The sequence below is a fragment of the Saccharomonospora sp. CUA-673 genome (assembly GCF_001942305.1).
Classification (GTDB): Bacteria; Actinomycetota; Actinomycetes; order Mycobacteriales; family Pseudonocardiaceae; genus Prauserella.
The window spans coordinates 1-14,437 of sequence record NZ_MKKE01000036.1 but is presented as its reverse complement, the minus strand read 5'-3'; the positions used below and the strand labels follow the sequence as shown (position 1 = coordinate 14,437).

Annotated in this window: 7 protein-coding genes and 1 pseudogene; 7 read left to right on the top strand and 1 reads right to left on the bottom strand. The window is 68.9% G+C overall.

The window, feature by feature from the left end; all coding sequences use genetic code 11:
- Positions 1–6 precede the first annotated feature (6 nt).
- From BJF85_RS16940 to BJF85_RS16915, 6 genes and pseudogenes are all read left to right on the top strand, one after another.
- Positions 7–1,163: pseudogene (locus BJF85_RS16940) on the top strand (MCE family protein).
- Positions 1,164–1,169: 6 nt separating this feature from the next.
- Positions 1,170–2,432, top strand: a complete 1,263-nt coding sequence (locus tag BJF85_RS16935) for an MlaD family protein (protein WP_075848917.1) — start codon at positions 1,170–1,172, stop codon at positions 2,430–2,432.
- Between the two features lie 337 nt (positions 2,433–2,769).
- Positions 2,770–3,321 (top strand): hypothetical protein, encoded by a 552-nt coding sequence (locus tag BJF85_RS16930; RefSeq protein ID WP_083666496.1) that lies wholly within the window; start codon positions 2,770–2,772, stop codon positions 3,319–3,321.
- Between the two features lie 38 nt (positions 3,322–3,359).
- Positions 3,360–4,649, top strand: a complete 1,290-nt coding sequence (locus BJF85_RS27415) for a hypothetical protein (RefSeq protein WP_075848913.1) — start codon at positions 3,360–3,362, stop codon at positions 4,647–4,649.
- Between the two features lie 517 nt (positions 4,650–5,166).
- Positions 5,167–8,601: a DNA-directed RNA polymerase subunit beta gene (rpoB, locus tag BJF85_RS16920; RefSeq protein WP_369822204.1), complete on the top strand. Its 3,435-nt coding sequence runs from the start codon at positions 5,167–5,169 to the stop codon at positions 8,599–8,601.
- Positions 8,602–8,652: 51 nt separating this feature from the next.
- Positions 8,653–12,564, top strand: a complete 3,912-nt coding sequence (locus BJF85_RS16915) for a DNA-directed RNA polymerase subunit beta' (RefSeq protein ID WP_075848912.1) — start codon at positions 8,653–8,655, stop codon at positions 12,562–12,564.
- A 174-nt stretch (positions 12,565–12,738) separates the two neighbouring features.
- Here the strand turns inward: BJF85_RS16915 and BJF85_RS16910 are convergent, their stop codons facing one another.
- Positions 12,739–13,368: an ABATE domain-containing protein gene (locus BJF85_RS16910; protein ID WP_075848910.1), complete on the bottom strand. Its 630-nt coding sequence runs from the start codon at positions 13,366–13,368 to the stop codon at positions 12,739–12,741.
- 74 nt (positions 13,369–13,442) lie between these two features.
- On the opposite strand from BJF85_RS16910, the gene BJF85_RS16905 reads away from it, so the two are divergent.
- On the top strand, positions 13,443–14,132 hold the full coding sequence (locus BJF85_RS16905; protein WP_075848908.1) for a haloacid dehalogenase type II: 690 nt from the start codon (positions 13,443–13,445) through the stop codon (positions 14,130–14,132).
- Positions 14,133–14,437 lie beyond the last annotated feature (305 nt).

The window sequence follows — 14,437 nt, the reverse complement described above, 5'->3', positions numbered from 1 at the left end:
GCCACGATGCTGTCGGGCTGCGGGTTCTCGGGCATCTACGACGTGCCGCTGCCCGGCGGCGCCGACCTGGGCGAGAACCCGTACCGCGTGAAGGTGCAGCTGCGCGACGCCCTCGACCTCGTGCCGCAGTCCGGCGTCAAGGTCAACGAGGTCTCCGTGGGCAGGGTCGAGCAGATCGGCCTCGCCGACGACGGATGGACCGCCGAGGTGACGGTCCTGGTCAACGGCGACATCGAACTGCCCGAGAACGCGATCGCCAACCTGCGCCAGACGAGCCTGCTCGGCGAGAAGTACATCCAGCTCGGCGCGCCCGGCGAGAACGCCTCGTCGGAGCAGCTGTCGGACGGCGACACCATCCCGGTGGAGCGCACCGACCGCAGCGTCGAGGTGGAGGAGGTGCTCGGTGCGCTGTCGATGCTGCTCAACGGCGGCGGTGTGGAGCAGCTCAACACCATCACCAAGGAGCTCAACACGGCCCTGTCCGGCAACGAGCAGGACACCAAGCGGCTGCTGCGCGGCGCCAACGAGCTGGTGTCGGCGCTCGACGCGCAGTCGGGCGACATCACCCAGGCGCTCGACGGCCTCAACCGGCTGTCGATGAGCCTGGACGGGCAGAAGGACCGCATCGCGGGCGCGATCGAGGACCTCAGCCCGGGTCTCGAGGTGATCGAGAAGCAGCGCGGCCAGCTCGTGACGATGCTGCAGGCGCTCGACCGGCTCTCCGGCGTCGCCACCGACACGATCAACCGCAGCCAGGAGGACCTGGTCGCGAACCTGAAGGCCCTGCTGCCGACGCTCCAGAAGCTCGGCGAGGCCGGTTCCGACCTGCCGAACGCGCTCGAGCTGATGCTCAGCTACCCGTTCACCGACCAGGCCGTGAAGGGCGCCAAGGGCGACTTCTTCAACCTGCACCTCACCCTCGACCTGGATCTGCAGGAGATCATGCAGAACCTCGGGCGCAGCAGGCAGAACCCGCTGCAGGACCTGCCGATCCTGGGCGAGCTCACCTCGCAGCACGAGGCACGGGCGGCAATCCGCCGCCGTTGCCGATTCCCGGCGACGCGCAGCCGCAGTCGCAACCGCAGGGCGGTCAGGACGGCGGGCCGCAGCAGCCGTCCCGTACTGGCGTCGAAGGCATCTTCGACGTGTTGGCAGGGGGTTGATGGCCGATGTTGGTGCGTAAGACCAAGATCCAGCTGGTCCTGTTCGCGATCATCTCCGTGGTCGCGATCGTGTACGCCCTCGTGCGCTTCACGACGATCGAGGAGGCGTTCGGCCAGGGCGGTTACAACGTCGACGTGCAGCTCGCCGAGTCGGGCGGCATCTTCGAGGGCGCCGAGGTGACCTACCGCGGGTTCAACGTCGGCAGGGTCGGCCCGCTCAGCCTCACCGAGACCGGCACGCAGGCCCAGCTCCGCATCGAGCCCGGCACGCCGCAGATCCCGGCCGACCTCAAGGCCGTCGTCGCCAACCGTTCCGCGGTCGGCGAGCAGTACATCGATCTGCAGCCGCAGAGCTCGGACGGGCCGTACCTGGAGGCCGGTTCGGTCATCGAGGAGGAACGCACCGAGACCCCGGTGCCCACCGAGAAGATGATCGGCGACCTGTCGTCGCTGGCGAGTTCGGTGCCCACCGACTCGCTGCGCACCGTCGTCGACGAGTCGTACGACGCGTTCAACGGCACCGGTCACGACCTGCAGCGGCTGATGGACACGACGCGGGAGTTCACGAGCGTCGCGTCCGACAACCTGCCGCAGACGGTCGACCTGCTCGAGCACGGCACCACCGTGATGCGCACGCAGAACGAGATGACCGGAGCGATGCGCTCGTTCAGCCGCGACCTCAACAAGCTGTCGCAGACGCTGAAGGAGTCCGACGGCGATCTGCGCACGCTCATCGACGTCGCCCCGCAGGTCGGCACCCAGGTGCAGGAGGTGCTCGCCGAGACCGGGCCGGGCCTGTCGACGCTGACGGCGAACCTGCTGACCACCGCGAACATCATGTCCACGCGCCAGGACGGGCTGGAGATGATGTTCATTACCTACCCGATGGTCACCGGTGGCGCCTACTCCGTGGCCCCCGGCGACGGATACGCCCATCTGGGTCTCGCACTGAACATGTTCAACCCGCCTTCATGTACGAAGGGTTATCGTTCGCCCGACGAGTACCGCGAGGGATCCGACACCTCCGAGCGGGAGCCGAAGGCCGACGCCTACTGCGCCGAGCCGACCGGCAGCCCGATCGCCGTGCGTGGTTCGCAGAACGCGCCGTTCAACGGTGTGCCGGTGCAGCCGACGCCGGAGCAGGTGGAGGCGAACTCGGACCGGGACACCGAGGAGCTCGCGTCGCGACGCGGCACCCCCGGCGTCGCCGGCTCGCGCGGCCTCGACCTGACGAGCCTCGGCCAGCTCGCGGGCCTGGCCGGGCGGTGATTCACCCGATCAGCAGGCACACAGCAAGCTGACACGATCGCAATACCCTGGAGCGTTATGAGTTCGGACGAGCCGGAGAAGGCCCGCGCAGGCAGCGACGCCGACGAGGCTGCGGGTCGTCGGACCCGACCGGCGAGGCTGACACCGGCCCCGAGGAGAAGGCTGCCGATGACACGGCCGCCGACGACACGGCGCCGACGAGGCCGCGGAGTCGACCGACACGACCGACGAGGCCGGGTCGGACGACGCCGAGTCCGGGAGCGACTCGTCGGAATCGGCGGACTCGTCGGAATCGGCGGACGACAGCGAGGACGCGAAGGGTCTGCCGCGGTGGACGTTGATCGGTGCCGGGGCGTTCGCGACGGCCGCGTTCCTGGTGGCCGCGACGTTCGGCGTGCTGTGGCTGACCAGCGCGACCGGCGACGACGCCGACGTGGCGGCCGAACGGCAGGAGGTCGTGCGGGTCGCGGGACAGGCGGTGACGGCGTTCACCGAGCTCGACCACCAGAACCTCGACGAGTACTTCCAGCGGCAGAAGGACATCGCCACCGGCGAGCTGGCGCAGCAGATCACGCAGGCCGAGGAGAACTTCCGCCAGGCGATCACCGAGGCGGAGTCGCAGGTCACCACCACGGTGCACGACGTCGCCGTCAGCGAGCTCAACGAGCGGGAGGGCACGGCCACGGCCGTCGCCGCGGCCAGCACCGACGTGCAGAACAGCCAGCAGTCGGGCACCAAGACGATGCGCCTCGAGATCCAGTTCCAGCGGGAGGGCGAGGAGTGGAAGGTGGCCCAGATCGGCGACGTGCCCGTCGCCGGGGCCGGGCAGCCGCAGCAGCCCCAGCAGGGACAGCAGGGACAGCAGGGCGAGCAGCAGCCCCCGCAGTGAGCGCCCGCCAGTAAGCGCACCCGATCGGAGTTCCATTCGTGTCGACGAACCGTCGTAAGCCCTCCCCGCATCCCACGGGTCCGGCCGCGACCCCTTCGCGCCGCCCGAAGGTCGCGGGCCTGCGCCGGCCGCGCCCCACGCCCGGCGACGAGACCACCGAGCCCACTGAGACCACCGAGCCCACCGAGCCCACCGAGCCCACTGAGCCCACCGAGTCGGAGGAGCCCACCGAGGCCGAGGCTTCCGAGGCTTCCGACGCTTCCGCGGCTGCTGAGGCCGCCGACGCCGACGCCGCGGAGACCGGCGCCGGGGCGGAGACCGGCGAGGCCGCCGACGAGACCGGCGCCGGGGCGGTGAGGCGTCCCGGCCCGCGGCGCAAGGCGCGGGACACCGGACGTGCCAAGCCGGCCACCCTCGACGAGGCCGAGTCGGCCGACGCCGAGGAGCCGGGCCGGCCCGCCGTCACCGCGGCCACGTCCTCCTCGAAGGCCGGCAAGGCCGGCAAGGCCGGCAAGGGCGGTAAGGGCAAGGCCTCGACGAGCAAGGCCGACGCGGACGACTCCGACTCCGACTCCGCGGATGACGCGGATGACGCGGATGACGTGGACGGCATCACCGACGTCACCGACGAGCAGCCTGCGAAGCCGCCGCGGGTGGGCATCGCCCCGGTCGCGGCGCTGCTCGTGGTCGGTCTGCTGCTGGCGGGTCTGGCGGTGTTCTTCCAGATCCAGGGCAGTGACGCCCGCGCGGCGACGAACAACGCCGCGCTGATCGACGTGGGCGCGACCTCCGAGGTCTCCGAGGCGATGACCGGCGCCGCCGAGCGGCTGTTCTCGATCGACTACAACAACCTCGGCGAGAGCGAGCAGGCCGCCGAGGAGCTGCTCGCCGGCGACGAGGTCAAGCAGAAGTACGACGCGCTGATGGGCGAGATCAAGCGGCTCGCGCCCGAGCAGCAGATCGTCGTCACCGTGCACGCCTCGCGCGCGGCCGTGGTGAACCTCGACGGCGAGCGCGCCCGGGTCATGGTGTTCATCGACCAGTCGGCCACGCGGGCCTCGGACGAGCAGTCCTCGGCAGGCGGGGCCGCCATGTGGCTGGAGACCGAGAAGCAGGACGGCCAGTGGAAGGTGACCAACATGGACACCTACGGCGCGACCAGCCCGCCGGCGGCGAGGGCGAGCAGCAGGCGCCGCTGCCCGGCGACGGGGAGCAGGGCGGCCAGGGCGGTCAGGAGGGCGGCCGGCCGCCGGCTCCCGAAGGCGGCCAGGACGGTGGCGGCCAGGGTGGTCCGGAAGGTGGTCAGCAGCCCGGAAACTGAACCGTGATCTCGGCGGTGCGGCGTCGCCGCGCGCCGGGTCGCACGGGCCGGCACAGAGTCGACAAGAGGGCCGTGACCTGCGGGTCACGGCCCTCTGCCATAGATATCGGCGCGCTGTCCAGACTCGGGCGTACGTGATCTATTTCGTAGGTCGCCGCGCGCCGCCATGGGTGTGTGAGTGCTTGACTCAGGCGCGGTGGGGGTTCACGCTTACAGGCAATAGCGCACGGTGAGCCTGCGGGAGGCGAGCCGACGACGAGCGAAGCGAGGCTTGGGCCCCGGTCTGGAGAGCCCCCTCGACAAGTCGCCGTCGTCCGGGCTAGACTGCTTCTTTGCGCTGCCCTCTTTCATGCTGCCCATTGTCGGTGGCTAGGATGGTCGGCGCCACCGCACCCTTGACAGTTCGTGTTGCTCGTCGCTAACGCGGCTGCTCAACCGCTTATGTCCCCGGAAGGACGCATCTTGCAGTCTCTCCCGCGAATCAGGCCACTGCTGCGACCACCTCGACGCGCTCGTCAACGGGAATTCCAGGAGCACCGAAGCGGGTCTCATTCGCGAAGATCCGTGAACCGCTGGGCACTCCTGACCTGCTTGACGTGCAGATCCGGTCATTCGAATGGTTCACCGGCTCCGAAGCGTGGTTCGAACGTGCCGTCAACGACGGCGACGAGAACCCGGTCGGCGGCCTGGCTGAGGTCCTGGGCGAGATCTCGCCCATCGAGGACTTCTCCGGCTCGATGTCCCTCTCCTTCTCCGACCCGCGCTTCGACGAGGTCAAGGCCTCCGTCGAGGAGTGCAAGGACAAGGACATGACGTACGCGGCGCCGCTGTTCGTCACGGCCGAGTTCGTCAACAACAACACCGGTGAGATCAAGAGCCAGACGGTCTTCATGGGCGACTTCCCCGTGATGACCGACAAGGGCACATTCATCATCAACGGCACCGAGCGTGTCGTCGTCTCGCAGCTCGTCCGGTCGCCCGGCGTCTACTTCGACCAGGCCATCGACAAGTCGACCGACAAGGACGTCTTCAGCGTCAAGATCATTCCGAGCCGGGGTGCGTGGCTCGAGTTCGACGTCGACAAGCGCGACACCGTCGGTGTGCGGATCGACCGCAAGCGTCGCCAGCCCGTCACGGTGCTCCTGAAGGCCCTCGGCTGGACCACCGAGCAGATCCGCGAGCGTTTCTCCTTCTCCGAGACGCTGCTCGCGACGCTCGAGAAGGACTCCACCGCCGGCACCGACGAGGCGCTGCTGGACATCTACCGCAAGCTGCGCCCCGGCGAGCCGCCGACGAAGGAGAGCGCCCAGACGCTCCTGGAGAACCTGTTCTTCAAGGACAAGCGCTACGACCTCGCCAAGGTTGGTCGCTACAAGATCAACAAGAAGCTCGGTATCGACCTGCCGTACGAGACCGGCACGCTCACCGAGGAAGACATCGTCACGACCATCGAGTACCTGGTCCGCCTGCACGCGGGCGAGGAGACGATGCAGCCGGGCGAGACCGAGGTGCCCGTCGAGACCGACGACATCGACCACTTCGGCAACCGTCGCCTGCGCACGGTCGGCGAGCTGATCCAGAACCAGATCCGCGTCGGCCTCTCGCGCATGGAGCGCGTCGTGCGTGAGCGCATGACGACCCAGGACGTCGAGGCGATCACGCCGCAGACGCTGATCAACATCCGTCCCGTCGTGGCCGCGATCCGCGAGTTCTTCGGTACCTCGCAGCTGTCGCAGTTCATGGACCAGAACAACCCGCTGTCGGGTCTGACCCACAAGCGCCGCCTGTCGGCGCTGGGCCCGGGCGGTCTGTCCCGTGAGCGCGCGGGCATGGACGTCCGCGACGTCCACCCCAGCCACTACGGCCGCATGTGCCCGATCGAGACGCCGGAAGGCCCGAACATCGGCCTCATCGGCTCGCTGTGCGCCTACGCCCGCGTCAACCCGTTCGGCTTCATCGAGACGCCGTACCGGAAGGTCGTCGACGGCAAGGTCACCGACGAGGTGCACTACCTGACCGCCGACGAGGAGGACCGCTTCGTCAAGGCGCAGGCCAACGCCCCGCTGAACGACGAGGACGGCTCGTTCGTCGAGGAGCAGGTCCTGGGTCGCCGCAAGGGCGGCGAGGTCGAGCTGATCGACCCGCAGGACATCGACTACATGGACGTGTCGCCGCGGCAGATGGTCTCCGTCGCCACCGGCATGATCCCGTTCCTCGAGCACGACGACGCCAACCGTGCGCTCATGGGCGCCAACATGCAGCGTCAGGCCGTGCCGCTCCTGCAGGCGTCCTCGCCGCTGGTCGGCACGGGCGTCGAGCTGACCGCGGCCGTCGACGCCGGTGACGTGCTCGTCGCCGAGCAGGCCGGCGTGGTCGAGGAGCTGTCGGCCGACATGATCACGGTCATGCACGACGACGGCACGCGGAAGACCTACGGGCTCTACAAGTTCCGTCGCACCAACGCCGGCACCTGCTTCAACCACCGTCCGGTGGTCAACGAGGGTGACCGCGTGGAGCAGGGCCAGGTGCTGGCCGACGGCCCGTCCACCGAGTCCGGTGAGATGGCGCTCGGCAAGAACCTGCTCGTGGCGGTCATGCCGTGGGAGGGCCACAACTACGAGGACGCCATCGTCATCTCGCAGCGGCTCGTCCAGGACGACGTGCTCACCTCGATCCACATCGAGGAGCACGAGATCGACGCCCGCGACACCAAGCTCGGTGCCGAGGAGATCACCCGGGACATCCCGAACGTCTCCGAGGACGTGCTGGCCGACCTCGACGAGCGGGGCATCATCCGCATCGGTGCCGAGGTCCGCGACGGCGACATCCTGGTCGGCAAGGTCACGCCCAAGGGCGAGACCGAGCTGACCCCGGAGGAGCGCCTGCTGCGCGCGATCTTCGGCGAGAAGGCGCGCGAGGTGCGCGACACGTCGCTGAAGGTGCCGCACGGCGAGACCGGCAAGGTCATCGGCATCCGCGTGTTCTCCCGCGAGGAGGACGACGAGCTGCCCCCGGGCGTCAACGAGCTCGTGCGCGTGTACGTGGCGAAGAAGTCGAAGGTCCAGGACGGCGACAAGCTCGCCGGCCGGCACGGCAACAAGGGCGTCATCGGCAAGATCCTGCCCGCGGAGGACATGCCGTTCCTCCCGGACGGCACGCCCGTCGACGTCGTGCTGAACACGCACGGTGTGCCGCGACGGATGAACATCGGCCAGATCCTCGAGCTGCACCTGGGCTGGCTGGCCTCGCAGGGCTGGAAGGTCGAGGGCAACCCCGACTGGGCCGGGAAGCTGCCCGAGGAGCTGCGGGACGTCGACCCGGGCACCAACACCGCGACGCCGGTGTTCGACGGTGCCCGCGAGGAAGAGCTGATGGGGCTGCTGTCGTCGACGAAGCCGAACCGCGACGGTGACCGCATGGTCGCCGAGGACGGCAAGGCGACGCTGATGGACGGCCGCTCCGGTGAGCCGTTCCCGTACCCGGTGGCCGTCGGCTACATGTACATGCTGAAGCTGCACCACATGGTGGACGACAAGATCCACGCGCGGTCCACGGGTCCGTACTCGATGATCACGCAGCAGCCGCTGGGTGGTAAGGCGCAGTTCGGTGGCCAGCGCTTCGGTGAGATGGAGTGCTGGGCGATGCAGGCCTACGGCGCGGCATACACGCTGCAGGAGCTGCTCACCATCAAGTCCGACGACGTGCTCGGCCGCGTGAAGGTCTACGAGGCCATCGTCAAGGGCGAGAACATGCCGTCGCCGGGCATCCCGGAGTCCTTCAAGGTTCTGCTGAAGGAACTCCAGTCGCTGTGCCTGAACGTCGAGGTGCTCTCCAGCGACGGTGCCGCCATCGAGATGCGCGACTCCGACGACGAGGACCTCGAACGCGCCGCGGCGAACCTCGGGATCAACCTGTCCCGGAACGAGTCGCCGTCCGCGGACGAGATCGTCCAAGGCTGATCCGCCTGCCCGCAATCGACTCATACTTCGTTCGAGAGAAAGAAGTCCCCCTTGCTGGACGTCAATTTCTTCGATGAGCTTCGCATCGGCCTGGCGACCGCCGACGACATCCGCCAGTGGTCCTTCGGCGAGGTCAAGAAGCCCGAAACCATCAACTACCGCACCCTCAAGCCCGAGAAGGACGGACTCTTCTGCGAGAAGATCTTCGGTCCGACCCGGGACTGGGAGTGCTACTGCGGCAAGTACAAGCGCGTGCGCTTCAAGGGCATCATCTGTGAGCGCTGCGGCGTCGAGGTGACGCGCGCCAAGGTGCGCCGTGAGCGGATGGGCCACATCGAGCTGGCCGCCCCGGTCACGCACATCTGGTACTTCAAGGGCGTTCCGTCGCGGCTGGGCTACCTGCTGGACCTGGCCCCGAAGGACCTCGAGAAGATCATCTACTTCGCGGCGTACGTGATCACCACGGTGAACACCGAGCTGCGGCACAACGACATGCCGACGCTCGAGAGCGAGATCGGCGTGGAGCGCAAGAACATCGAGGCCAAGCGCGACTCCGACATCGAGGAGCGCGCGCAGAAGCTGGAAGCCGACCTGGCCGAGCTCGAGAACGAGGGCGCGAAGTCCGACGTCAAGCGCAAGGTCAAGGAGGGCGGCGAGCGGGAGATGCGCCAGCTCCGCGACCGGGCCCAGCGTGAGCTGGACCGGCTCGAGGAGGTCTGGAACACCTTCACCAAGCTCGAGCCGCGGCAGCTGGTCGTCGACGAACTGCTCTACCGCGAGCTGATCGACCGCTACGGCGAGTACTTCACCGGCGGCATGGGCGCCGAGGCCATCCAGAAGCTGGCCGAGGACTTCGACGTCGACGCCGAGGCCGAGTCGCTGCGCGAGACGATCCGCGGCGGCAAGGGCCAGAAGAAGCTGCGTGCGCTCAAGCGCCTGAAGGTCGTCGCGGCCTTCCAGGCCACGGGCAACGACCCGCGCGGCATGGTGCTCGACGCCGTCCCGGTGATCCCGCCGGAGCTGCGCCCGATGGTGCAGCTCGACGGTGGCCGCTTCGCCACGTCGGACCTCAACGACCTGTACCGCCGGGTCATCAACCGCAACAACCGCCTCAAGCGACTGATCGACCTCGGTGCGCCCGAGATCATCGTCAACAACGAGAAGCGGATGCTGCAGGAGTCCGTCGACGCGCTGTTCGACAACGGCCGTCGCGGGCGTCCGGTGACCGGCCCGGGCAACCGGCCGCTGAAGTCGCTGTCCGACCTGCTCAAGGGCAAGCAGGGCCGCTTCCGTCAGAACCTGCTCGGCAAGCGCGTCGACTACTCGGGCCGTTCGGTCATCATCGTCGGCCCGCAGCTGAAGCTGCACCAGTGCGGTCTGCCGAAGGACATGGCGCTCGAGCTGTTCAAGCCGTTCGTCATGAAGCGGCTCGTGGACCTCAACCACGCGCAGAACATCAAGTCCGCCAAGCGGATGGTGGAGCGGTCGAAGCCGGCCGTGTGGGACGTGCTGGAAGAGGTCATCAACGGCCACCCCGTGCTGCTCAACCGTGCTCCGACGCTGCACCGCCTCGGTATCCAGGCCTTCGAGCCGCAGCTGGTGGAAGGCAAGGCCATCCAGCTGCACCCGCTGGTCTGCGAGGCGTTCAACGCCGACTTCGACGGTGACCAGATGGCCGTGCACCTGCCGCTGTCGGCGGAGGCGCAGGCCGAGGCGCGCATCCTGATGCTGTCGGCGAACAACATCCTGTCGCCGGCCTCGGGTCGTCCGCTGGCGATGCCGCGACTGGACATGGTCACGGGCCTGTACCACCTGACGCGTCTCGACGAGAACGCCACGGGTGCCGGCCACGTGTACTCGTCCGAGGCCGAGGCGATCATGGCCTTCGACATGAAGCAGCTGGGCCTGCACGCGCCGATCAAGATCCGCGTGAAGGACCGCCAGCCGGCGAAGGACCAGGAGCCGGCGCTGCGCGAGGCCGGGTGGGAGCCCGGTCAGCCGTGGCTGGCCGAGACGACGCTCGGGCGGGTGCTGTTCAACAACCTGCTGCCGGCGGACTACCAGTTCATCAACGAGCCGCTGCCGAAGAAGCGTCAGGCCGTCATCGTCAACGACCTCGCCGAGCGCTACTCGATGACGCAGGTCGCGCAGACCCTGGACCGGCTCAAGGACGCCGGTTTCCACTGGGCCACGCGCTCCGGTGTCACGGTCGCCATCTCCGACGTCCTCGTGCCGCCGGAGAAGAAGGAGATCCTCGACGACTACGAGTCCAAGGCCGCCCAGGTGGAGAAGCGCTACCAGCGCGGTCAGCTCTCGCACTCCGAGCGCAACAACGAGCTCGTCAAGGTGTGGGGCCAGGCGACGGAGGACGTCGCCAAGGTCATGGAGGACTACTTCCCCGACGACAACCCGATCTCGATGATCGTGAAGTCGGGCGCGGCGGGCAACATGACGCAGGTCCGGTCGCTGGCCGGCATGCGTGGTCTGGTGTCCAACCCGAAGGGTGAGTACATCCCGCGTCCGATCAAGGCCAACTTCCGTGAGGGCCTGTCGGTGGCGGAGTACTTCATCGCCACGCACGGTGCCCGTAAGGGTCTGGCCGACACGGCGCTGCGTACCGCCGACTCGGGTTACCTGACCCGTCGTCTGGTGGACGTGTCGCAGGACGTCATCGTCCGCGAGGTCGACTGCGGCACGGGTCGCGGCATCAACATGGTCATCGGCGAGGACCTGGGCGACGGCCGCATCGTGCGCGGTGCGAACGTCGAGACCAGCGCCTACGCCCGCAGCCTCGCCGCCGACGCCGTCGACGCGCAGGGCAACGTGGTGCTCAACGCCGGTGACGACCTGGGCGACCCGGCGATCGAGAAGCTGATCGCCAGCGGCATCACCAAGGTCAAGGTGCGCAGCGTGCTCACCTGCGAGTCGTCGGTCGGCGTGTGCGCGACCTGCTACGGCCGTTCGATGGCCACCGGCAAGCTGGTGGACGTCGGCGAGGCCGTCGGCATCGTCGCCGCCCAGTCGATCGGTGAGCCCGGTACGCAGCTGACGATGCGTACGTTCCACCAGGGTGGTGTCGCCGGTGACGACATCACGACGGGTCTGCCGCGTGTCACGGAGCTGTTCGAGGCCCGTGTCCCGAAGGGCAAGGCGCCGATCGCCGACGTCGACGGCCGGGTGCGCATCGAGGAGAGCGAGCGGTTCTGGAAGATCACGCTCATCCCGGACGACGGCAGCGAGGAGATCGTCTTCGACAAGCTGTCGAAGCGTCAGCGTCTCGCCGTGGGCCCCAACGGCCCGCTCGCCGACGGCGACCACGTCGGGGTCGGCCAGCCGCTGCTCGAGGGCACGCCGGACCCGCACGAGGTGCTGCGTGTCATGGGTCCGCGCGAGGCGCAGATGCACCTCGTCGACGAGGTCCAGAAGGTCTACCGGGCGCAGGGCGTGGGCATCCACGACAAGCACATCGAGGTCATCGTGCGGCAGATGCTGCGCCGCGTGACGATCATCGACTCGGGTGCCACGGAGTTCCTGCCGGGCGAGCTGCCGGAGCGCACGCGCTTCGAGCAGACCAACCGGCAGGCCGTGGCCGAGGGCGGCGAGCCCGCCTCCGGTCGCCCGGTGCTGATGGGTATCACGAAGGCCTCGCTGACCACGGACTCGTGGCTGTCGGCCGCGTCGTTCCAGGAGACCACGCGTGTCCTGACCGACGCCGCCATCAACGGCCGCAGCGACTCCCTGATCGGCCTCAAGGAGAACGTGATCATCGGTAAGTTGATCCCGGCCGGCACGGGCATCAACCGGTACCGCAACATCCAGGTGCAGCCCACCGAGGAGGCACGGGTCGCCGCCTACGCGATCCCGTCCTACGACGACGGCTACTACACCCCGGACGTGTTCGGTACGGGTACCGGTGCCGCCGTCCCGCTGGACGACTACGACTTCGGTCGCGACTTCCGGTAAGGAACAGCAACGAGAAGGACCCCCGGGCGGCACAACGGCCCGGGGGTCCTTCTCGTCTGTGTCGCCGTGGCAGCACCCCACGTCGCCGTGTTGGCATCTGGCGTCGCCGTGTCAGCACTTCGCGTCGTCGTGTCAGCGTTCTGTGCGGGCGTGTCAGCATCTCGCGTCGCGGTGTCAGCCCGCCGCTCGACGTCGGGCACGGTAGGCGGCGGCCTTGACGCGGTTGCCGCATTCGCTCATGCCGCACCAGGTGCGCCGGGCACCGCGGGACCGGTCCAGGTAGAGCCGGGTGCAGTCGGGGCGTGCGCATTCCTTGATCGGAGCGGCAGGCGGCGTGGCGTTCGAACTCGAGGAGTCGGCAGGCGGGGAGCTCGGAGCCGGGGCCGCTGCAGACTGGCTCACCGCACTCGGGGTTGGCGCGGCGGCGAGCACCGTGATGCCGCCGCGGGCGACGTGGGCCAGCGCGGCGCGGATACCGCCGGTGATCCGCATGCCGCCGTCGACCAGTTCGAGCGCCAGCGCCGGGCCGTTCGCGGTGGTGTTGACGACCTCGACGTCGGCGGGGTCGAACGGGTCGCCGCGGGTGCGGGCGAGCGCCAGGCGGTACACCGCTTCCCTCAGGGTGACCGCGGCATCGAAGCTTGCGAGATCAGCCGCGACCTCGGCGGGGAGCCCGTCGCACGCATTCACCCATCGTTCCAGGTCAGCAGGGCCCTTGAGGAGGTCGACGGGTTCGGTCCGCCGGTATCCGACGGTCGCGGCCAGGTCGAGCGCAGGATCGCCGCTCACGAAGGAGAACTCCACGTCACCATCTTGACCGGTGACGGCTGTGGCAGCAAACTCGTCACCAGTTGAACCGGTGACGCTGGGAGTGGGGCATGCAGGGTATGGACGAGCTCGAGGCGGTGGTCTTCGACGTGCTGGGCACGTTGGTGGACGAGCCGGGAGGAATCCGGAGCGCGGTCGGCGAGGCCGCCCCGGGTGCGGGCGACGACCGGGTCTCGCAGCTGGCGGTGCTGTGGCAGCGGCACGTCGAGAACGAGCAGCGCCGCATCGTGGCGGGGGAGCGGGCCTACGTGGGGAGTGCGGTCCTGGACCGGGAGGCGGCCGAGCGGGTGGCCGGCGATGCCGACCTCGTCGCCGCCGCCGTGGTCGATCGGCTGGCGCTGGCCGGCCGAAGGCTGCGGCCGTGGGCGGACTCGGCAACCGCGCTGGCGCGGATCGCGTCGGCCCTGCCGATCGTCGGACTGTCCAATGCGGACCGCTCGACGCTGTTGTGGTTGAGTGCGCGTGCCGGGCTGCGCTGGCATCAGGTGCTGTCGGCCGACGACGTCGGGACCTACAAGCCGGCGGCGCAGGTCTACCGCGCGGCACTCGACGTGGTGGGCTGCGAACCGGAACGGGTGCTCATGGTCGCCGCGCACGCGTGGGATCTGCGTGCGGCGCGGACGGCCGGCATGCGCACGGCCTACGTGGCGCGCCCGGTGGGCGATCCGCCCGCGGAGAGCGACGTCGTCGACGGCCGGTTCGCCTCCCTCGACGACCTCGCCGCGGCCCTCGCCCGCTGATGCGGGCGTGTCAGCAATCTGCGGCGCCGTGTCAGCACTTCGCGTCGTCGTGTCAGCGTTCTGCGGCGTCGTGTTGGCATTTCGCGGCGCTGTGTTGGCGTTCTGTGCTCGAGGTCTTCGTTCCGTACTGCGAGATCTGCGCACGCCCCGCGAGATCTGCGCACAGCCCACGAGGTCTTCGTTCGGGGTGGACGATGGGGTGGGGGGTGAGGGTGCCTCGCCGGCGGGCAGGCCTCTGGGATGTCGGGCGGCTTTGCCGCCGGGGAAGTGTCATCCCGTCGACCTCGGCTTTGGGGTATCACACT

Coding starts and splice junctions, on each gene's coding strand:
- BJF85_RS16935 (WP_075848917.1), top strand. CDS start 1,170: ATGTTGGTGCGTAAGACCAAGATCCAGCTGGTCCTGTTCGCGATCATC.
- BJF85_RS16905 (WP_075848908.1), top strand. CDS start 13,443: ATGCAGGGTATGGACGAGCTCGAGGCGGTGGTCTTCGACGTGCTGGGC.